General features: G+C 44.4%; 19 protein-coding genes. 3 read left to right on the forward strand and 16 right to left on the reverse strand.

The window, feature by feature from the left end; genetic code table 11:
* Positions 1-27: 27 nt before the first annotated feature.
* From RIC07_RS11600 to RIC07_RS11615, 4 genes are all read right to left on the reverse strand, one after another.
* Positions 28-375 carry a hypothetical protein gene (locus RIC07_RS11600; protein ID WP_446394661.1) on the reverse strand — a complete coding sequence of 116 codons (348 nt, stop codon included), beginning with the start codon at positions 373-375 and terminating at the stop codon, positions 28-30.
* 3 nt (positions 376-378) lie between these two features.
* A complete protein-coding gene (locus RIC07_RS11605) occupies positions 379-1,095 on the reverse strand; it encodes a PD-(D/E)XK nuclease family protein (protein ID WP_446394662.1) in 717 nt (238 codons plus the stop codon).
* Between the two features lie 146 nt (positions 1,096-1,241).
* Entirely contained in the window at positions 1,242-1,817 is a 576-nt protein-coding gene (locus RIC07_RS11610) for a hypothetical protein (protein WP_446394663.1), read from the reverse strand.
* Between the two features lie 89 nt (positions 1,818-1,906).
* Positions 1,907-3,139: a hypothetical protein gene (locus RIC07_RS11615; protein WP_446394664.1), complete on the reverse strand. Its 1,233-nt coding sequence runs from the start codon at positions 3,137-3,139 to the stop codon at positions 1,907-1,909.
* Between the two features lie 274 nt (positions 3,140-3,413).
* Between RIC07_RS11615 and RIC07_RS11620 the strand changes: the two genes are divergently transcribed.
* The 3 genes from RIC07_RS11620 (at position 3,414) to avs2 (ending at position 11,208) form a co-directional block, all read left to right on the forward strand.
* A complete protein-coding gene (locus RIC07_RS11620) occupies positions 3,414-5,918 on the forward strand; it encodes an NB-ARC domain-containing protein (protein ID WP_446394665.1) in 2,505 nt (834 codons plus the stop codon).
* 588 nt (positions 5,919-6,506) lie between these two features.
* Positions 6,507-7,007 carry a Fis family transcriptional regulator gene (locus RIC07_RS11625; RefSeq protein ID WP_446394666.1) on the forward strand — a complete coding sequence of 167 codons (501 nt, stop codon included), beginning with the start codon at positions 6,507-6,509 and terminating at the stop codon, positions 7,005-7,007.
* A complete protein-coding gene (gene avs2 / locus RIC07_RS11630; protein ID WP_446394667.1) occupies positions 6,997-11,208 on the forward strand; it encodes an AVAST type 2 anti-phage system protein Avs2 in 4,212 nt (1,403 codons plus the stop codon). Before RIC07_RS11625 ends, avs2 begins: the two co-directional genes overlap by 11 nt.
* A gap of 161 nt (positions 11,209-11,369) precedes the next feature.
* On the opposite strand, the gene RIC07_RS11635 is transcribed toward avs2, so the two are convergent.
* From RIC07_RS11635 to RIC07_RS11690, 12 genes are read right to left on the reverse strand one after another with little or no spacing between them, the layout of a single operon-like run.
* Entirely contained in the window at positions 11,370-12,626 is a 1,257-nt protein-coding gene (locus RIC07_RS11635; RefSeq protein WP_446394668.1) for a hypothetical protein, read from the reverse strand.
* 58 nt (positions 12,627-12,684) lie between these two features.
* Entirely contained in the window at positions 12,685-13,524 is an 840-nt protein-coding gene (locus RIC07_RS11640; protein WP_446394669.1) for a ThiF family adenylyltransferase, read from the reverse strand.
* Positions 13,524-14,132 (reverse strand): Mov34/MPN/PAD-1 family protein, encoded by a 609-nt coding sequence (locus tag RIC07_RS11645; protein ID WP_446394670.1) that lies wholly within the window; start codon positions 14,130-14,132, stop codon positions 13,524-13,526. Before RIC07_RS11645 ends, RIC07_RS11640 begins: the two co-directional genes overlap by 1 nt.
* On the reverse strand, positions 14,129-14,878 hold the full coding sequence (locus RIC07_RS11650; protein WP_446394671.1) for a hypothetical protein: 750 nt from the start codon (positions 14,876-14,878) through the stop codon (positions 14,129-14,131). The genes RIC07_RS11645 and RIC07_RS11650 overlap by 4 nt, the downstream gene beginning before the upstream one ends.
* The gene (locus tag RIC07_RS11655) at positions 14,875-15,639 is read right to left on the reverse strand and encodes a hypothetical protein (RefSeq protein WP_446394672.1); all 765 of its coding nucleotides are present in this window, start codon (positions 15,637-15,639) and stop codon (positions 14,875-14,877) included. The genes RIC07_RS11650 and RIC07_RS11655 overlap by 4 nt, the downstream gene beginning before the upstream one ends.
* 9 nt (positions 15,640-15,648) lie before the next feature.
* On the reverse strand, positions 15,649-16,083 hold the full coding sequence (locus tag RIC07_RS11660; RefSeq protein WP_446394673.1) for a hypothetical protein: 435 nt from the start codon (positions 16,081-16,083) through the stop codon (positions 15,649-15,651).
* A gap of 13 nt (positions 16,084-16,096) precedes the next feature.
* Positions 16,097-16,585 (reverse strand): hypothetical protein, encoded by a 489-nt coding sequence (locus RIC07_RS11665; RefSeq protein ID WP_446394674.1) that lies wholly within the window; start codon positions 16,583-16,585, stop codon positions 16,097-16,099.
* Positions 16,586-16,592: 7 nt separating this feature from the next.
* Complete coding sequence (locus tag RIC07_RS11670; protein ID WP_446394675.1) at positions 16,593-17,036, reverse strand: hypothetical protein; 444 nt, start codon at positions 17,034-17,036, stop codon at positions 16,593-16,595.
* On the reverse strand, positions 17,033-17,194 hold the full coding sequence (locus tag RIC07_RS11675) for a PriCT-2 domain-containing protein (RefSeq protein ID WP_446394676.1): 162 nt from the start codon (positions 17,192-17,194) through the stop codon (positions 17,033-17,035). Before RIC07_RS11675 ends, RIC07_RS11670 begins: the two co-directional genes overlap by 4 nt.
* 53 nt (positions 17,195-17,247) lie before the next feature.
* On the reverse strand, positions 17,248-17,940 hold the full coding sequence (locus RIC07_RS11680; RefSeq protein ID WP_446394677.1) for a bifunctional DNA primase/polymerase: 693 nt from the start codon (positions 17,938-17,940) through the stop codon (positions 17,248-17,250).
* A 31-nt stretch (positions 17,941-17,971) separates the two neighbouring features.
* Complete coding sequence (locus tag RIC07_RS11685) at positions 17,972-18,589, reverse strand: DUF6166 domain-containing protein (RefSeq protein ID WP_446394678.1); 618 nt, start codon at positions 18,587-18,589, stop codon at positions 17,972-17,974.
* 32 nt (positions 18,590-18,621) lie between these two features.
* Positions 18,622-19,041, reverse strand: coding sequence for a hypothetical protein (locus tag RIC07_RS11690; protein WP_446394679.1), 420 nt, complete (start codon positions 19,039-19,041; stop codon positions 18,622-18,624).
* Positions 19,042-19,095 lie beyond the last annotated feature (54 nt).

Genomic DNA, 19,095 nt, shown 5'->3' on the forward strand with positions numbered 1-19,095 from the left:
GGTGTAAAAAGCACTAGGAAGTAAAAATTAATCGGATGGCTGGGCGATAAAGTTCAAAGCGTTAGTTTTTGAACCGTGGGGATTGCTGCGATTAATTAAGTAGCAAATAAGTTCGGTGGGGATTCCCCAGGCTTTGCATTCCCAAACTGTGGTCAGCCTTTCCGAAGGTCTAACAACAGCACTGGTGCAGAGTGAATGAGTCAGAATAGCATCCCTGAAGGTTTTGGCTTCCGTCTCTGTTTCAAAGCCAAAATAGGAAACCTTTCTGGAACCATCTGGGGCGGTAATGGTGGCAATTCTTTTCGAGAGGATGTTAAATCGCCACCCATCAGGAGTCAAATCAATTCGTTTGACGGTTATTGAGTTTTGAGTCATGGATTAGAGTTCAACTTCTGGAATGGAAACTACATAATCTTTTGCAGATAGTTGACCTTGAAGAAACGCGGTGAGAGGGTCTTGGTCGGTTGGGGTAGACGTATTGATTCCACTTGGCTCCCTCAGTTGGCTCAGGGTTGCTTCAAGCCGGTCTTTAAATGCATCGTGTTGTTCCTGACTGTAGCCAAATCTCAGACATTTGGGTGACACTTCATCTGTGAGGAGCCAATAGGTTAATGAAATCTCTTCAGCTAAATAGGTGTCAGTGTCAGCTAAAAGATAGAGTTTAAGCTGTGTATGCCAACTGTTTTCTAGATACTCTTGGTGAATTGGGTAAACTGTCCAATCAATAATTTGAGCAGATTGGTAATTTCGGATGATTAAATCACAAGTTGACGACAAAATAATGTCACCATACATTACCTGTATTTGCTCATCCCAAGTTTTCCTGTTCTCCGGACTTCTCTCAAAGATTTCCGGCGCATTTTGGCTTAGCTGATTAACCCAATGCTTAAGCTGAGGGTAATTTGCCAACAATGAGTCCACGGGTAAACCCATTAGGTGCTGTCTGATGATTTGGTGGAACTGCCGTCCCAACTCCAGCCGCTCTTTTTGTTGTGGGGGTATCGTAGGAGCGACCCACCCTTGGTAGACTTTGCGGAACTGGTTTGGGTCTTTTTCTAGTAAGTTCAGAAGATTTTCATTAAGGTAGTAGTGCATGGGGCGCTATCCATTTTAATTTCGCTCTTTTTGCAGCGCGGAAGCGCCCCTATTACAAATGAATAGAGTGCGATTTCGGTCAAGGTTTTATCTTGTCCGAAATTAGAGTTGAATTCTTTATGATTTATGCCCTCTGCTTTCTTAAACTAATTCCAAATAACAAATTTTGAACGGGTTTCCAAATCTTCTGTGTCGTAACTCAATGAGTTCATTTTCTGAGTGGCAATGGCTTGAGAATTTAGTCGGAGTAAAAGCTCATCCCAGTTAGCGGGAGGAAATTCCAAGTCCACGGTGGGGTCAATCAGGGGCAATGTAGAATGGCGCTTTAAAAGTTGTGGGAGATTCACGTCAGGCAACGGTAACGCTTCAAAGGCATAGCCAAACCAATGATTACCCCGACGAGATGTTTGGGGGATTAAAGTAACCTTAGTAAGAACCGAGGATATTTCACGTTCTGTGGTGTAGTGTAAAAATGAAGACAAAGCATTGGATTTGCCACTATTGAGTAAAGTAAATGACCAATTCAGTTCAGCATTTAAAAAGCACAACCCAATCCAATCTTGCTCTGGCATATTGGGAAAGGGTTCGCCTCGAACGGGTGGTGTGGCATGGAGAATTATCATGTCTAGGGATTCTCCAACGTCTTCTAGGCGGAAGGGGGACTCCATTACTCGATAGATGTGTCCTGATGCTCGATTTAAGCGGTATCGTTGAATTTGCATGGTTGAACGGTTTAAAGATTAAAACGTGCCAGAAACTTTCTAGTCCTGGCACTTTTATGGCAGGCGCGTGAGCGCTGAAAACACTTGTGTTAGCTATAAAATTGTACGAACGGTTTATAGCTTAGTTCAGGTGTTTCCGAATAGGTAAGAATCCCGTAGTACCTATTGGTTCGATAGGTGCTTGGACAGGAACGGAAGGCATTAATAATGGCTGATTTGAGGGGGCGAGAGTCGGGGGCGACGGCGACGCGATCGCTACCATAGAGTTTACAATGGGTCAGGGTTCCCAGTACCCTTTCGGGATGGTCTTGGAAGTAGCGGTTGATGGGGATTGGCTTCCCTGTAGAGTTGGTAAGGGGACTATCAATGGTTTCTCCCCATTGGGTACTTTCTTGAGGGGGGTCACTCTTTTGCAGGATAATCAGGTCAGCGGTGACTGAGGTGTTGGCGCTTTTGAAGGCATTGTTGGGTAAGCGCACGGCTCCGATTAATTTTGCCCCAAGGGATGCTAAATAGTGGCAGAATTCTGGGGTTGAGTCCAGAGTTCCAGTGGAGGTTATTGCGGCAATAATGCCACCGTTTCGCAATGCGTCCCAGCTTTTTGCCCAGAAGTAGTTGTGCAAGTTGCTGACAACTGGGTTGTATTTGGGGTCAAAGGGGGCGGTAGTTCCGAAGGGAAAGTTGGAGATAATCAGGTCGAAGCTGTTGGCAGGGAGTTCGACGTGTTGAAAGCCGATTTTGGTGCTGGTGCTACTGCCATATACTATAGCATCGGGGTGGAGGTGACGAGCGATCGCGCTGGCAATAGGGTCGATTTCAATGAGAACCCACTCAGATTGGTGGCGATAGTCTGAGGGTTGAAGTCCGGGGAATGAACCAATGTTACTGGCGGGTTCCAGGATGCGTCCTGATTTGAAGCCCAGGTTTTCTAGAACACTCCAGATGGCTTCTATAATGTCTTGAGGCGTTTGGAAGGCGTTGTCGGTATTGAGGTCATTATCGGGTAGCAGTTCCAGGGTATCCCGGTTGATGGCACTAGCGACGGTTCCCCATCCGACGAAGGCGGCGAGTTGGTGGCGTTCGTCTTCGGTGGGTTTTCGGTTTTCTCGTTGGAGTTGTTGGAGGAGTTTGACAGCGTGGATGTTCTTTTGGAGTTGGGTTTTTATGCCTTTGGTTTGGGGAAGGTTGTGGAAGTTGTAGGGCGAGTTCATTGTCTTGAGTAGAACGTTTCGCCCTTTTTTGAGCAGTCGCGTTTGAGGTGGGGGAGGTTTCCACAAGCACTCTGACAACGCCTCGTTATCGTACAAGATCGAAGATTTCATCGACGAAGTTCGGCACTTCATCAATAGTTTTGTTTAGCAATCAACTTATCCGAGATGTGAGTAAAGAGATGATAAAAAATTAAAAATTGTGTCTTGGCTAAAGAACGGTAAATCAAGGATTCAGTATGGTTAATTTGCAAGTTTACCAATTAACTGGGTGGCATTATCTTTCAAAGGGTTGTCATTTTGTTGAACGCTTTTCCAAAATAGAGGCATAAAATGTTCTATATGAGCGGTGATTTTAATCCAAGTGACTTGACTCAGGAGGATTAAATTGACGAGCGATCGCCAAACGCCCGAACAGGTTTTGCAAAGCATTCTCAAGGATATTCAAGTTGGCGGCAACTTAACAACAGGGGACATTACCCAGATTTTGAATTTGCTGGTTATTGTCAAACAGCCCGACTCTTTCAAGCCAACTGGGATACCCCACAATCTTCCTCGCAGTGGCACAGTCAAGTTTGTGGGACGTGCAGAGGCGCTTGAAAACCTACACGAAATGGTGCAGCAGAATAACCAAGTGGTGATTGCTGCCATTGAAGGTATGGGCGGAGTCGGCAAAACGGAACTGGCAACCCAGTATGCTCTGCTTCATTTGCTGTTGCTCACCTATCCAGGCGGTATCTGTTGGCTACGGGCGAGGGACGAAGATGTTGGCATTCAGATAGTGCGGTTTGCTCAAGCCAAATTGAGCGTCAACCCTCCGGAGGACTGGGACTTACCGAGACAAATTGATTTCTGCTGGTCGCGCTGGCATGAAGGAAACGTGCTGGTGGTGTTAGATGATGTCAACGATTACCCAAAGGTGGAGCCATACTTGCCACCCCAACCCTCCCGGTTTAAGGTGTTAATCACAACGCGGTTACAGTTAGATCTTCCCCAGTCATTGACACTCGATGTGTTAGATGAGTCAGTCGCGTTGGAACTTTTACGGGAGTGGGTCGGAACACAAAAGATTAACCATGAGTTAGCAGATGCCAAAGAGCTGTGTCAAAGGCTGGGCTATTTGCCACTGGCACTGAATTTGGTAGGGCGCTATGTGAAGAAGCGGAAGATTTCTCTGGCAGAAATGCTGCGGCGATTGGAGGGAAAAGGACTAGGACACCCATCTTTGGAAGTGATTGAGAATGACCGCACTCGAATATTGAACATTGAACGGGGAGTAGCCGCTGCCTTTGAATTGAGCTGGGAGCAATTGAGTGGTAATGTTAAGCAGTTGGGATGTTTGCTAAGTTTGTTTGCTTTGGTTCCCATTCCTTGGGAATTAGTGGAAAGTGTAGATCTAGAGATAGATGCAGAAGCTTTGGAAGATGCCAGAATTGAGTTAGAGGATTTACATCTGCTTCAAGATGACAAAAAAAATGAGGATACCTACCGCCTACATCAACTGATTTGGGAATTTTTTAAAGACAAATTAGAAATAGATAACAAAAGAAATCAAATAAAGCGTCAATTTCTAGAAGCTATGTTATCTCAAGCAAAGCAAATATTAGAATCATCTAATTTTACTCATCCTCATTTGAGGGAAGTGATGAATTATTTGCTTCAGAAACCGAGTGAAGGACAAGACGAAAATTCCCTTATTGAATTTCTTGATCTTTTATTCCGCCGTTATTATTCATCTCATCAATATCTTTATGATACAGGCTATTTGGAAAATGCAATTGATAAAATGGAGGCTCTAAAAAATTATCTAAAACCACTAAATGAACCTAAAGCTAAAGTTGTAATAGGTAAGTTACTTGGTCATGCTTACTACAATAATGACAGGCTCTACGGAAAACAAGCGATTGACAATATGATGGCAGCAAAAGAAATAGCAGCCAATGCCAATCAAACTCCTAATGAAGATAGCCAGATGTGGGTCTGGTATCAAATTTTTTTACTAGATCATGTTCGTAACCTACGTTCTAAGCGTCCTGATATACACCCAGAGCTAACCTATGAAAATTTAGAAAGTGAGATAGCTACTTTACTTCCTGACACTCTAGAACAAACTACTACTCCTCCAAAACCTGATGAATGGTTCTTCGTATTGCGTGCAGCTCACTACTGGGGACACCGTGGAAATCAAGTTGCCTTTGAAGTGGAGTCTCTTGTAAGTAATTTACCTGGTGAGATTGAGAGTCAAATATTAGAAAGGTTGTCTGAACAGGGAATTTATTATTATTCCCTTGCAGCCATCTTGAGAGCTGTTAATTTACGTCTGTCATTTCCTGAGCAATATCAACAGTCTATTGCTAACTTATTACAAGAAGTTCCTTATATACCCGACTGGTTAAACACTTGGAATGCAAGTCTTCAAGCTAGTGACAATGACTTTGAAAGGTTTGCAAGTCCTTCACAAGCAGTTGGGGACATAGCTCACCAGTATCGAGGAATTGCAGCGGTTCAGCTTTGGAGTTATCTTTATTATGTTTTTCAAGGGAACACTCAATTTGAGCTTCAACGAAAACTCGAAGATATACATGGTTTAGTGGATACTTGTATTGAATTATGGAAGAAAGCTGACGAGCTTCTCGATCACGAAAATGGTGAGCAAATAATAAAGTACTATACCTGGATAGCAAATCTAACAGTCATGCTGGACTTAGCAGAGAAATACAGTTCTGGAGAACAACTTCCTAACTTGAACGAAGAAGTTATCACAGAAGTAAATCAAAAGCTAAATAATTTAGAAAATGACTATGATTTAGTCTACGAAGCAGCAAAAGAAAGAAGCATACAACAAGTCAAAAAATTCTACGCAACTATATTCAAGCTTAGGCAAACAAGATAAATGATTGAGTTTTGCTATTCGAGTTAATTAGTTAGGCTTTATTACAGAGACAATGATAGGTCTAAGCCTAAGAAATTGGCAACAAAAAAATCGCTTCAAATCGCAGATGCATTGGGAAACTTACATTATGACTGCTGTTTCAAAAATCCACTAACAAATTAGTGGCATCGTAATACTTCCATGCTGTAATTAAACAGGCGATATTATCCTATATAAATACTGGTGAAGGCACTTTGCAGGTTACAACATACACGCAACTTATCTATGATTTATTGTGATTAAGCAAGCGATCGCAGAAGGACTCGCTGATTTAGAATTGTTGCCAGATAACCCAACGATTCAGGCTATCCTTGCCGAAGTTCAAGCAAGCCTTAATATCAATTCCGTTTAAATGCTCATCCTTGCAGTACGACAGTACAAGGGTTTGAGGCTATTTTTACAATGACTACCTAAACAGAAGTGATATAATCTGAATAAACTTCAATAGTGTTTTGATGCAGTCATTTCCATCCTATGGGGAGTTGCAAGTTGGATTAGATTGGAGTAGGTGGAGTTTTATCCCAGTTCACTGGAGCCAGAAAATCAATTATGGTAGAACCCTTGTCCGTTGTCGCCGGAGCAGTTACCACGCTGATAGTGCCCAAAGTCCTAGAGAAAGTCGTAGAGAAAGTCGGCGAAAAGATAGGCGAAGCCGCCTGGGAAAAAAGTGGGCAAGCCATCCAGACGGCGCGTGAGACAGTCCAATCCAAGTTACAAGCGGCAGGTACAGGCGGTTTGTTGGCACGGGCACAAGCCAATCCGACTGAGGCTAATATGCAAGTGCTTCAAGCCGAACTGGTGAGCCAAATGGAGACAGATCAAGAGTTTACTGCCCAGTTACAAGAACTCGTTAACCAGATCCAATCCCAATCTCCCGCAGTGCAAGTGATTCTAGATAGGCTAGGGGTAAGGGGCAAGCTAGAGGTAGGGAAAATAACACAAGTCAAAGAAGGAAAGAGTTCCGACAAGCAGTTGATAGGTAGGAACTGGCAAGTTGGGGGCGATGCAAAAGTCGGTGACATAACCCAGGAAAACCGAGGTGGCAACTAATCAGCCTAGAGATAACCTAAATCCAAAAATGCAGCAGGAACTGCTGAACAATCTCACAGTGGGTGGCAATCTTTCCACTGGAGATATGCATCAGACAATCAACAATTATTTTAGTAGTCAACCACCTCATCAGCAGGAACTGACTATCGACTGGATGCGCCAGCATTTCAAGGAAATCCAAGACTTTGCTGGTGCTCGCTATACTCCAAAAATTCACGTTGAACTCCCTGAAGCCTGGGTCTTTGAGGGACTGGGCAGAACCGATGCCTTTTTTGACCGTATCGAAAACCTATACGGTCAACTCTGTAGAAAGTGGAATAAGGCAAAACCTTCAGAAACGTTACATCAGAGAATTCCAGAAATAGCTCAACGATTAGAAAGCTTAGGTCAGAGCGTTAGTGTATTAGCTACTGCATTGAAACAAATTGACAGGAATGAATTCCTACCGATTGATTTTTCCAACATTGCTACCTTGGCTCAAGAGATAAAAGAAAAAGGATACAACTGCTACAGGGTAGCATGGGAAACAGAATCACCACCAGACGAGGAACGAACAGAAACAGCAGAGGCTAAAGAAAACAATCGCTCTCGACGAGAGTTACTAGATAGCGTTCGCCATCATATCTCACAAGTTCGAGAGGTAGTCAGAGAAATAAAGGAGTTAGCAACAAGTCACAGCTCTGAAACAGCTAACAAAGGAGCGCTCCTGCTTTTGGGTAATGCTGGCACAGGGAAGACACATCTTTTTTGTGACGTAGCTCAACGTCGGCTCGACAAATTTCTCCCTACAGTAATTCTGCTGGGTCAGCATTTCAATCAAGGCGAACCCTGGACTCAAATGATGCAGCGCCTGCACCTTTCATTTCGTGATCGCAATGAGTTTCTTGATGCCCTAGATGTCGCTGCCCAAGCCTGTGGACGCCGTGCGCTCATCTTGATTGATGCTCTTAACGAGGGCGATGGCAAGCGATTATGGAGAGATGAACTCTCAGGTATTCTCAGTGTCTTACAAAATTATCCACGCATTGGGCTTGCGGTAAGCTGCCGTACCTCATACGAAAGAGTTATTATACCAGACGGACTCACACCTGATAAATTAGTTAAAGTCAAGCATCGCGGCTTTGAAAATCACGAGTACATAGCCACAAAAACATTTTTCGACCACTATGGAATTGAACGTCCGAACGTCCCCCTATTAGTACCAGAATTTTCCAATCCGCTCTTCCTCAAAATCTTCTGTGAGGGTCTATTTAAACGGCAGTTAACTCGAATTCCTACAGGACTCAAAGGCATTACAGCTATCTTCAATTTTTTCATAGATGCTGTTCACGAAACACTCTGGAGACGACTTGATTATGACAAAAAAACTAATCTCGTTCGGCAAGCTGTGGACAAGCTTGCTGCTTACATGGCTCAAACAGGAGAGTCCTGGGTGGAAAGAGAACAAGCAAAGAGAATTGTTAATGAAGTTCTCCCTGCAACAGGATATCAGCAGACGCTGTTTGCTAATCTTCTCAGTGAGGGATTGCTGGCTGAAGACATGGTTTACCCGCCTTCAGAACAGGGAAGTTCTGAATTTCAGTCGATTGATACAGTAAAGTTCCCCTACGAGAAATTTAGCGATCATATCATTGTTCGCTATCTACTCAATACCCATCTTGATCGAGCTAACCCTGTAGCATCATTCAACACAAATCAGCTGATCGGGAGATTGCTGGCTCAAGAGTGGGAAGCATGGCGCAATAGCGGATGGATTGAAGCTCTTAGCGTCCAATTACCAGAACAGACTGGGTGCGAATTAGTGGAATTGTCTCCACAGGTTAAAACTTGGGATGTCGTGCAGCGTGCCTTTCTCCAGAGTATTATCTGGCGCGATCCAACCAAAGTAACTGAGGCAACCAAAGACTATCTCAATGAGATTTTTAGGGAACAGGATGGTGCAGAAGCGGTCTACGACTTACTATTGACTGTAGCTACTGTCCCAGAGCATCCTTTCAATGCCAAATTGCTCCATTGCCACCTCATGAGCCTTGAGATGCCTGAGCGTGACGAGCTGTGGTCTATCTATCTGTCTTACCAATATGAACAACGCGGTGCAGTTGATCGCTTGCTTGAGTGGGCTTGGGAAGCAGAGAAAACGCACATTTCAGATGAAGCAATTGAACTTTGTGCTATTGCCTTGGCATGGTTTCTCACTACGTCTCATCGCTTCGTTCGCGATCGCGCAACCAAAGCACTTGTTGCCATGCTTCACCCAAGACCTCACGTCTTAGTGGAGGTTATCGAGCAATTCCTGGACGTTAATGATGTTTACATACTAGAACGCCTCTACGCCGTAGCTTACGGTGTAGCAATGCTTAGCAACGAAGCTGAGGGAGTGGGAACACTTGCTAGCAAAGTTTATGAATGGGTATTCGAGGCTGGCACACCACCAGTACACATACTTTTACGGGATTATGCTCGTGGCGTTATCGAAGCCGCAGCCCATCGTGGCATCCTTCCAACCCATGTAGACATCGAGCGAACTCGCCCACCGTATCAAAGTGCTTGGCCCCTTGAAATTCCTACAGAAGAGGAATTAAAGTCGTATGGCAAAACGAGTGAGAACATGGATGACCGTGAGTGGGCGCGTTCGGATTTATACGACTCAGTTATGGGATTTGGAGATTTTACTAGATATGTCATTGGCACTAATAATGGTGATTTTGAATGGTCTTCCCGCCGTAGTGACGAGCCAACTACAAAGCAAAAATACGAAGAATTTATTGAATCTCTTACTGAAAGACAAAGGAAAGTATTAGAACAATATAAGATAGTGCGCTCAAATATTTCTTTCTGTAAACGTCTTGATGCTGCAACACAGAGGGAACATTTTGACGGAGAAATCTCAAATGAAGAATTAGATAGCATACTTGCCAGTGAAGAGAAAAAATTTCTGAGAACAGTTGGGAACAATAAGAGAAAAATTTTCCATGAGTTCGTTTTGCCTCATCTAGAAGATCCAAAAGGTAAGGAATTCCAATTTGATTTGTCCATCGCACAGCGTTGGATTCTGAAGCGAGTTTTTGATTTGGGCTGGACAGTTGAAAGATTTGGAAACTTTGATCGACGGATAAATTACAACGATATACGTTCAGCAAATAAGCCAGAACGGGTAGGCAAGAAATATCAGTGGATTGCCTATCATGAATTCCTTGCTCATGTCGCAGACAATTTGGAGTTCGTCGGTGATGTTGGTTTAGATGACTCTCCTCAAAGTTATGAGGGTCCCTGGCAAATTAGCAGTGAGACGCGGGACATCGACCCGTCACTTCTATTACGACGATTACCTAAGCGCGATCGCACCAACAAAACCACTTCCTGGTGGCAATTGGTTCAATATACCTTTAATGAGGCTGATAAACAAGAACAAATTGCTTGGATAGCACAAGAGGATGACTGTCCTGACCCACGCCAGCTTATCGAAGTGACTCGACCGAATGACGGAACTGTGTGGCTGACTCTAGAAGGTCACTACCGATGGATTGAACAAGGACCAATTGAAGAAGATCAGTATGATAGCTTGCGACGAGATATGTGGTTTCAAGTGCGAAGCTACATCGTTCATCGAGAATACGCCAGTGAACTGTTGCAATGGCTCAATATTCAAAACTTTATGGGAAGATGGATGCCGGAATCAGAGTCTATGTTCGATGTTTTTCTTGGAGAATTCCCTTGGGCTGCATCCTACAAGGACAAAAATGAAACAAAGGATTGGGTTCAACCTAGTCGCCGAAGAGATGATTTGCCCTCTGTAGTTGTCACAACAACAGAGTACTTACGGGAGGATGGAACATTTGATTGCTCAATTGACGACACAATATCAGCCTTAATACCATCTGCATGGCTGATTAGAAACATGGGACTACGATGGTCTGGTGGACGATTTAGTTTTGTAGATTCTACCAATGAGGTTGTAGCGTTCAACCCATCAGCGGAGGAAGTTGGTCCCTATACTGTCTTAATTTCCCCAGAAAAACTTACTCGTTTTCTCTCGGAAAATAACTTCGAGATAATTTGGACTGTACTAGGAGAACGTCAACTGATTGGCGGACATCATCGAGAGTGGCATGGACGCTTGGAACTTTCAGGAGTGTATCAGCTATGTAATGGTATCGTACAGGGGGAACCACTTAAAGCATGGTACAAAACCCCACAGTAAGCTTAAAACTGCTTGTGTTGTATCATTTTGCATTGGCAAATATATTTTTACTAACTACCTATATAGTAGATATTTTACCTAGATTAGCCAGGGATTTTTTTTGTTTATTATATTAAAATTAAATCAAGGCTTTAGTTTTACTGTTAGAGATTCCGAGGAAGTTATTCAAGATTTAGGTCAGCCACCTTGTTTAGATACTCTAATCGTTTCGAGAGAGTTTTGTGGCGAGGACGTTCAACAGAATATTCCCATTTTTTCCCGGTCAACCCATAGTCTGGACAATCAATTCGCTGCAAGTTAGAAAGCCGACCCACTAGCCGCTTGATGGGTTTTAGCCAAGCCTTAGCTAAAGCTTTGGTACGGAAGCCAATTCCTACTTGAAAATAACTTTTGTCTTCGGAAAGTTGATAAACGACATTGGCAGAGAGGGAAACTGTTTCAACTTTACTGAGTTCACCACGGTTATAACTTTGGGTTGTATCGTGGCATTCTATAGTGAAAGGCTTACTGAAAATAAGATTAACAGTAACTACAGTTCCTGGACTTTCCCAACCTTCTTTAATCACTAAATCTCCGGGTTTAAGTCCGTACAATCCTTGGCTATTCATCAATTGGTCAAGATGCTGCTGCCAAGCTTGTCCCCAAGCCGCATTTAAGTCAAAAATTGTGTACTCTTTTTCCCGTTCACTTTGATTGAGCTTATCAATCAGCCTTAATTTTAACTCATTTTGATAGTCAGGATTGATGTCAACTATTTCTAGAAGATTAATGGGAGCAGAAAGCGACAGCCAAAGTTTGCAGCGAATCCTCAGATCAGATGGGGAAAGGCTTCTTGATGCCGCTTCTAACTTGGCTCGATCCGGTAATTGTACAGTACAAGCTATGGCAAAGCCAGGAAAACCCGAAAGTGGGAATATCAGTCGTTCACAGCGATTGCTTATCGTGATGCGATCGCTATCCTTCTCGACAGCCTCAACCCCGAAATAACTGGGTTGGCTGAACATCAAAATTTCCCCATCTTCTAGCTGAACGACTGTCTTTGGCGGTAGACAAATAAATGTTTGATGGGGGATAAATTTGGGGAGAGGTTTGATGTGGAGTACCCGGATTTCATCTTTGGTGTAGGCAAAAGAGTCGGGTTTTTTAGAAGGTACACTATCCCAGACAATGGTGATAGGTCGGTAGGAATTAGTATCTATTTTAGAGACAATGCCGTAGTTGTGCTTGTATTGGACAAGTGTTCCAACTTTAAATTCTCCTAATTGAGGGGGTGAAGATTTGGGAAAGGGATGAATAATGGCGGTGACAATTTGAGTTTTTACGGTTTTACGTTCCTGTAGAAATAGAGTATTGTGCAGAATTTCTAATGTTGCTTGGGTGTCGATGTTTGATAAAGCAGATGGTGAGATTGATGTCATGATGCAAGTGAATCTGAAAAAGCAAACGGTTAAAAGATATCGCCGTTTGTATTAATTCTTATTGGTCGAAGAATTTGGCAAGCGTATTAGGTGAACTGTACACAGAACGGCTGCTACCAACTCCCCCATGAAAATAGGTAGCAAAACGCTTCAGTCCTCTGGTAAGAGTTAGTTGTGCCAACATTTCTATCGCTTCAGCGGCAACTCGTTGATTAATGAACAGAGCTTGTTGATTTAACCTAGCCATCTCCGCACAAGATAAACGACTTGATTGCAGAGCTTCTTTTTCAGGCGTTAATAATGTCGGCGCTACTACACTAGGAGACGGTAGGTTGACGCAAAAATTTGGTGTATCGGGGTGATTAAAAGCATTTTGAAGCGTCAGAGAATGGGTAGAACCCAATAGCACTTGACCCGCTGGTATCCCATTACCCTGATTACCGCAATCCAGCCACCAAATATTAGGAACTTGATAGTTTAGATTAATCTCCAAGGTTTTGGCAATTTCCGTTCGTGCCGCCGCATTGTCCACCGCTCCAATAACAACAGTCACTTTCCCCCATTCTGGCTTAACCATTTCCGCTTCAAACGAAGAAGCAATTGCCCGAATTTCCAGTCCATAAGCCAGACTGTACCGCCGAGCCAACACTTGAGCTTTATTGAATCCCATCTCAGCTTGGACAAAGTTTTGCCGAGGTATATTTTTAGACTCAACATTATCCGCGTCAACAAAAGTAGCAAAAGCCCTCTTTCCCCCTTGGTTAAGGGCGAGAATTAAACGAGCGAGGCTGGGAGAGAGAAACCCGCCCGTTCCGCCACATCCGACGAGGATAAATTGTACATACCGAGAATCTCCTACCATGACAGGTAGGGCTTGGCTGTATTCTGAATCTATCATTATTGTTTCTGAGTCGTTCTATCCAAAATTAGCTGAGGCATTTGAAATATCCAATGAGCTGGAATATGCCAAAAGTCACCATATAATCCAACTCGCAGCCGAAACGTCGGCTGGGAAAAGAGAGTCCCCAAGACTCCAAAAATCCGGAATCCCGTCTCATCAGCGTCGTCTGTAGAGGAGAAATCAGCACTTAGAGTCGGGTGAGAGTGAACCTCAATCAAGGTATTGTGGTAAGATGCTCCGAGTACAGGTTGAACCGAGGTCGGAGTAGCCGTTTGAGCCGGGATATCCAGTTGCCATTGTCCATTCAACCCGTGCAGATAAAACAGAATTTCATTCGGATAGGCTTCTTGAGAGCGCACAAGCATTTCTGTGAACAATTGTTCAGGTACTTTGGGGTAATCTAGATGCAAGTAGGGTTGAATCGGCGCAAGTCCCCCAATTGGACATTGAGCCATGGGAATCATTACCTCTAAACCAACTCGCTTACCTCGTTTAAAGACGCCATTACCAGCTATCACGTACTCAACCATCTGAGCCTGGATAGGCGGTAATGTGTCAGATTGGGCAGTCAGATATTGCACCAAAGGTGGTATGGTATTATTCATAAAAGGATTCGGTTGATGACTTCCTCGACCGTGCCAGCCTGAGGAGTGTCGCATTCTAGAGCAGACCGATAAGAGCGGTATGGGATCAAGTCGCGGAGTGGGTAGCGTTTCTTCCCCGCATCCTGTAGGGTAATAAGGTGCGATCGCACGTCATCGGGATAAGCTTTTGATTTCCCACTGGCACTATCGCCATTAAAGGGACTAGAGAGAAAAAGCTGCCAAACGTGGTCAAGGGTAGCTGAACAAGCATTGGGAACAGAGTTAGAACCAAAGCAAATCGCCCCTGAAGGGGAAACATTCGGTAGGGGAACATGGAAAACTTCGGCGAGACTGTCGAAGTGGCGAGACTTCACCGCCCAGAGATAATAACGACTTCCCTTCCCCATGAAAATTAAACCGGGTAACGGAATATCCAGTCTGAGAGGTTTGTCAGCCAGAATGCAGCAGATTAGGTAACGGTTAGGAGGGATAAACTTAACCAGCCAATCCCCCTCAGAACCACTCCCCCAGCGGACAACACCAGGGGGGAGAAATCCTGAATCCACCGATAGATGAGTGAAAGCAAATCGAACAGCTTCTGGGGAAATGAGTTTGGTGATGGTTGCTTCTCCCTCTTGGTAGCGAACGATATATTGCCCATCTAAAATCAGCAATTGACAGAGAGATTGATGGTTGATTTCCTTGTGAATCAGAGAATTGGCAATAATCGAAGGGTCAATCGAGGGAAGGGGCGGGAGTAGTGTCATGACATTTTAGCTTGATTCCAGAGGTCAATGAGCGGCAAATATCGGGTCTTATCTGCCGCAATCCAGCGTCTAAGTTGGCTTTCCTTATCCCATAACTGCAACGCCAGTTTCCACTGTTCGGTCAAACCATCTAAATTTTGCCTTGACCAGGCAAAATATTCCATACATTCCCAACACGAATCAATCCAAATACAATTGGTCGAATGGTCTACAATACTCAGGGCGTCGTACAAATAGCCTAAGGGTTTAGGAGCATATTGACAGAGAATTTCCAACCGATCAAAATCCAGTTGTTCGACGGGAAGGACAAAATCTAGGGTTATCCCCAACCGCTCTTGCCATAACGAAACTGGAAATTCCTGACCCAAAAGGTAAATAAGGAACTGGTGAAATTCATCAAACTCATCAATTCCCCGTTGATACCAATCCAAATCGTGGGGATAAACCGTAATATACGACATTCGCTCCTCCAGCGCCTCACCCCATTCCCACTCAAGTCCGATGGGAAAGAGTCGTTCTTCAACTAGGCGAAGTAATTCCATTTCTTTGGGACTGTGAGAGCATTCCCCACCCTCAGAATCTGGTTTGATACTTGCTGTTGATTGAGTCCACTCAGCCGGAAAATACTCCCGATACAGCGACAATAGAATAACTTGTTGCGAAAGCCTTTGTAAATAATCTATCCCCTCTGCAAACGAGAGGGGTATAGAGAGTAAATCAAGGAAGTCTAAGGCTTCAGCGTAGGTAAAAATCGGAGTCATTTGTACCAATCAAAAGCCAAGCAGTGGAGTTTGAGCAGGAACGGGTGAAGCCGATTTGAGAGCAGAGGTAGCCCGCCTCGTTTCCGTAGAGGCTTTCTCCCCGACGTGAGTGACATCTTGGAGTGTTGGCTGAAGCGGAATCAGCGTTTCAAGGGTTAATCCGCCTTGAATCTCTAGTGCTTTAAGTTGTACCGCCAATAGAATCACTGGATTAATATATTCAGGAGCATTCTGCCAAATTTGCCAGGGAGTCTGGGTATTGCCTTTTGTCCCAGGTCGTTTGACAATTTCAATTAGGGTTTCGCCCTCGTTTTCAGTGCGTTTAAAGGTAGCATTGGCAATATCTGGATAGAAGGGAAGCAGGGTATCAGTGATGGCTTGGTCTGTAGCAGCTTGTTCAGGAGTCAGGATAATTTCCTGACCTTCGAGGAGAATTTTGGGCATGACTAAAATGAGGTTAGAAAAGCGTTAATTGGTGTTGTTCAGTCGGAGAGGAATCAGTTTGAGACAAAGGTTTGGCAGGAGGCAACTTGCAGGTAGATGCTGGGGTTGAGAGTTCTCTTTGAACGGTTAGTTGTTGCAGCCGCTTCTTTCTCTCAACTGCTGCAGCTGCCCTTTCTGGCATTTGGGACTCTAACTCCTCCAGCATCTGTTGAATAACTGGAGGTAGGTTGAGGGAAGAGAGTGTAGTTGTGGTCAATAGGGGCGGGTCGTTCTTGATTCCCACGCCAATTGATACGGTTCGGTTTTGGTTATCTTCAGAGCTGGGGAGAAGTTCTAAATGAATAATGATTCGGGCTTTATGGAAGTTATAGCCGTCCAAATCGGTGGTAGGGACACCACTTGTGCTATCATCTTTCCCCGATGGCAAATGGGATTCCCTATCGCTATCTGAAGCAGAAGTATTGATTGTTTGGGGCTGTTCTTGAGGTACTGGGGTTGGCATAAGGCTTTCAAATTCGGAATTCATCTAGACGCGAATTCATCTGCTCAAAACAAACAGGAGGTGGTAGTACAGGAGAACCAATGCCTTGCACGATAAAATCTCCCTGTTCGCCACCGAACCAAATCAAGGTAATGACCGTTTGAGTCGGGTCGTAGTTAGCCACTCTTTTTGCGGTTTCAGTATCGGGCCAAGAGCCATTCATCAAAGTTTGAAACCCTTCATCTTGCTCACCCAAGTAAAATCCAGGTGTAGTTCCTAATAGCCATCTTTGTCGCGGACTAACTCCGGAGTCTTGAGAATAGATGGCGCGGGTAGAATCAATTAGCACAACTCCGCGTCCGGTCTCTAAATACCCCTGCCAGCCAAGGGCGGCAATAAGCTGGTAATTGATTTTAAGGAATTCCAGGCGAATGGAGTCGTTATCAAGGTCGAAATTTCGGTCTGGTTTCATGAATTTCTAGCATAATAATGTAAGGTTTTGTCAGTAATCCCTTGCCCGTTAAAGGTTCCCCACTTGTAAGCACATTCCCCCGGCTTGTATTTGGGAGATAACTGACTCCACTCATCCCAAGCTGGGAGTAAGTTTGGGCTGATGTATTTCAGGCTCATCCCGATAAAAATCCAAGTCTCGTACTGGTCAGCAAACCGGGGATGAATCACTTCTAAAAGGAGCAAAGCCGTGTTAATATCCGTGTTGAGTGTCGTGCAATTAGCCCTCTGAGTCCGGTTTTTTTTAAATGGCTATGGCGGGGCATTTTAAAAAGTTCTGATAGGCGAACAGGGTTTGTCATTCTGTCAATCGCCCACTGGGGCGCGTGCGCCACCTCAGCTTGGTCGGGTCGGCAATGGGGAAGCCACTTGTAAGAGCCGGTCAGGGGATGAGGAGAGGGAGGTAGAACAGATTGCAATCCAGTACCCCGCAGTTCCAGAGCTTCCCCTGGTGCTGTAGAGATTTTACAGGATTTGAGTTGGTGGTTGATGCCGGGAAGAGAAAACAGGTACTGAGCGCGTCTTGGTCTTCCAGAGGTGAAAGCGACAGTTTTGGGAAGTCCTCTCCCTCTAGATAACTCCTGAATCTTAGCATGAGCGCTTTCTCCATCGACATCCACAGCCAGCAGGAATTCTGGCTCGGTTTGTCCGCACAACAAGCCAATACCTTGGGGGATTACTGGGTAGAACCCCCGATGTTTATTTAGAACTTGCACTGCTCCAGTTTGGGTGAGTAATTTTGCCATTTGCGAAGGAGAGAATGGATGGAGTTGCCACTGATATCCCAAGGGTTGTTTGTTGCCATTGGTAGGAATAATGAGCCAATGTTCTGGCAAGATAGATAAGGTTGAAATAAGGGGGTTCATTTAGCGCAAAGGTAGAAGGGTATAGACGAACTTAAAACCTTTTTGATCTATAACCTTGTTGTTCAATCCAATCAACAATGTCTTGATTGGAAATTTGTCCACCTTCCCTAGGCATTATTGCAATAAACTCAGCACAAAATGCTCGTTTTAAGTCAGCAGCAGCGCGAGAACTATAACCTCGGTACATTTTGATTGCATCCTCACCGTTCGTCGGCAAAAATTGATTGAGAATATCCAGGGCAAAATCATTAGGACCAGAACCACCGTAACCCCATTCGTGACCGTCAGGACTGCCGGAAATACAGGTTCTGGGAACGTTGCTTAAGGCAGAAGAACCCAAGTTACTGGCATGACAGCGCATGGCAATTACGTCTCCCTTGAACTCCCCAGCCAGCATCCATCTCCCGTGGTAAAGACCATAGTCGTAGTCTTCTGGATGGTTTTTCATGAACCCAGCGGCTTCAACTAAATTTAATTGAAGGGCAAATGATAATGCCTGTTGTGCCGTATGTTCGGGATAGTTTAATGTACCAGTTTGATAGCAAAACTGCCACATTATTTGTAGTTGTTGATAAACCTGAAATGTTACTGGAGTTTGGTAGAGTCCCAGGTCTTGAAGTGCTTTTTTGTCTCTCATTGGCTCGGTCATAACTATAATAAAGGGGGTTGCCCCCCTCCTTTTCAGGCAGACTTTGGCGTGTGACGCTTTAACTCAGCATGGAACCAGTTATCGATTTGATTGGGTTGGGTGAAATCGAGAGTTTCTTCTCCCGGTTCTGTGTAAATGACTCGGTCGTATCCCTTAAGTTCTGTGCCATCTTTGTCGTAGAATGTGATTCTGGCAATATTACACCAGGGAGAGTCACGTCGTTGTGTGCCAACGTCAAAGTTATTTTCTGCTAATTTTGACGTTTGAATTTTGATGTTTGACTTCAAAACTTCGTCAATCTGTCGGCGGTGAATCAAAGCGTGTGTGGCTCCGCTGGGCACGTCACTTAAATCAATCAAGATTTTTTGTTGGCTTGGGGTGAGCTGTTTAGCTATCAGACGATTGCGGAAATTAAGCCAGTCAGCCGCTTGTTCTAATTCCCAAATATTCATGGGTAGAATCCTGTTCTGAAGTGTCGAATTCTGGGGCGCGTCAGCGCTTCCTAT

The organism is Coleofasciculus sp. E1-EBD-02, assembly GCF_040218245.1.
Lineage (GTDB): Bacteria > Cyanobacteriota > Cyanobacteriia > Cyanobacteriales > Coleofasciculaceae > Coleofasciculus.

What these genes read in the sequence shown, in the direction of transcription:
- RIC07_RS11670 (WP_446394675.1), bottom strand. Translation starts at nt 17,036, where the DNA reads ATGAAACCAGACCGAAATTTCGACCTTGATAACGACTCCATTCGCCTG.
- RIC07_RS11660 (WP_446394673.1), bottom strand. Translation starts at nt 16,083, where the DNA reads ATGCCCAAAATTCTCCTCGAAGGTCAGGAAATTATCCTGACTCCTGAA.
- RIC07_RS11600 (WP_446394661.1), bottom strand. Translation starts at nt 375, where the DNA reads ATGACTCAAAACTCAATAACCGTCAAACGAATTGATTTGACTCCTGAT.
- RIC07_RS11645 (WP_446394670.1), bottom strand. Translation starts at nt 14,132, where the DNA reads ATGAATAATACCATACCACCTTTGGTGCAATATCTGACTGCCCAATCT.
- RIC07_RS11615 (WP_446394664.1), bottom strand. Translation starts at nt 3,139, where the DNA reads ATGAAATCTTCGATCTTGTACGATAACGAGGCGTTGTCAGAGTGCTTG.
- RIC07_RS11665 (WP_446394674.1), bottom strand. Translation starts at nt 16,585, where the DNA reads ATGCCAACCCCAGTACCTCAAGAACAGCCCCAAACAATCAATACTTCT.
- RIC07_RS11655 (WP_446394672.1), bottom strand. Translation starts at nt 15,639, where the DNA reads ATGACTCCGATTTTTACCTACGCTGAAGCCTTAGACTTCCTTGATTTA.
- RIC07_RS11625 (WP_446394666.1), top strand. Translation starts at nt 6,507, where the DNA reads ATGGTAGAACCCTTGTCCGTTGTCGCCGGAGCAGTTACCACGCTGATA.
- RIC07_RS11635 (WP_446394668.1), bottom strand. Translation starts at nt 12,626, where the DNA reads ATGACATCAATCTCACCATCTGCTTTATCAAACATCGACACCCAAGCA.
- RIC07_RS11680 (WP_446394677.1), bottom strand. Translation starts at nt 17,940, where the DNA reads ATGAACCCCCTTATTTCAACCTTATCTATCTTGCCAGAACATTGGCTC.
- RIC07_RS11690 (WP_446394679.1), bottom strand. Translation starts at nt 19,041, where the DNA reads ATGAATATTTGGGAATTAGAACAAGCGGCTGACTGGCTTAATTTCCGC.
- RIC07_RS11650 (WP_446394671.1), bottom strand. Translation starts at nt 14,878, where the DNA reads ATGACACTACTCCCGCCCCTTCCCTCGATTGACCCTTCGATTATTGCC.
- RIC07_RS11675 (WP_446394676.1), bottom strand. Translation starts at nt 17,194, where the DNA reads ATGAGCCTGAAATACATCAGCCCAAACTTACTCCCAGCTTGGGATGAG.
- RIC07_RS11685 (WP_446394678.1), bottom strand. Translation starts at nt 18,589, where the DNA reads ATGACCGAGCCAATGAGAGACAAAAAAGCACTTCAAGACCTGGGACTC.
- RIC07_RS11610 (WP_446394663.1), bottom strand. Translation starts at nt 1,817, where the DNA reads ATGCAAATTCAACGATACCGCTTAAATCGAGCATCAGGACACATCTAT.
- RIC07_RS11605 (WP_446394662.1), bottom strand. Translation starts at nt 1,095, where the DNA reads ATGCACTACTACCTTAATGAAAATCTTCTGAACTTACTAGAAAAAGAC.
- RIC07_RS11640 (WP_446394669.1), bottom strand. Translation starts at nt 13,524, where the DNA reads ATGATAGATTCAGAATACAGCCAAGCCCTACCTGTCATGGTAGGAGAT.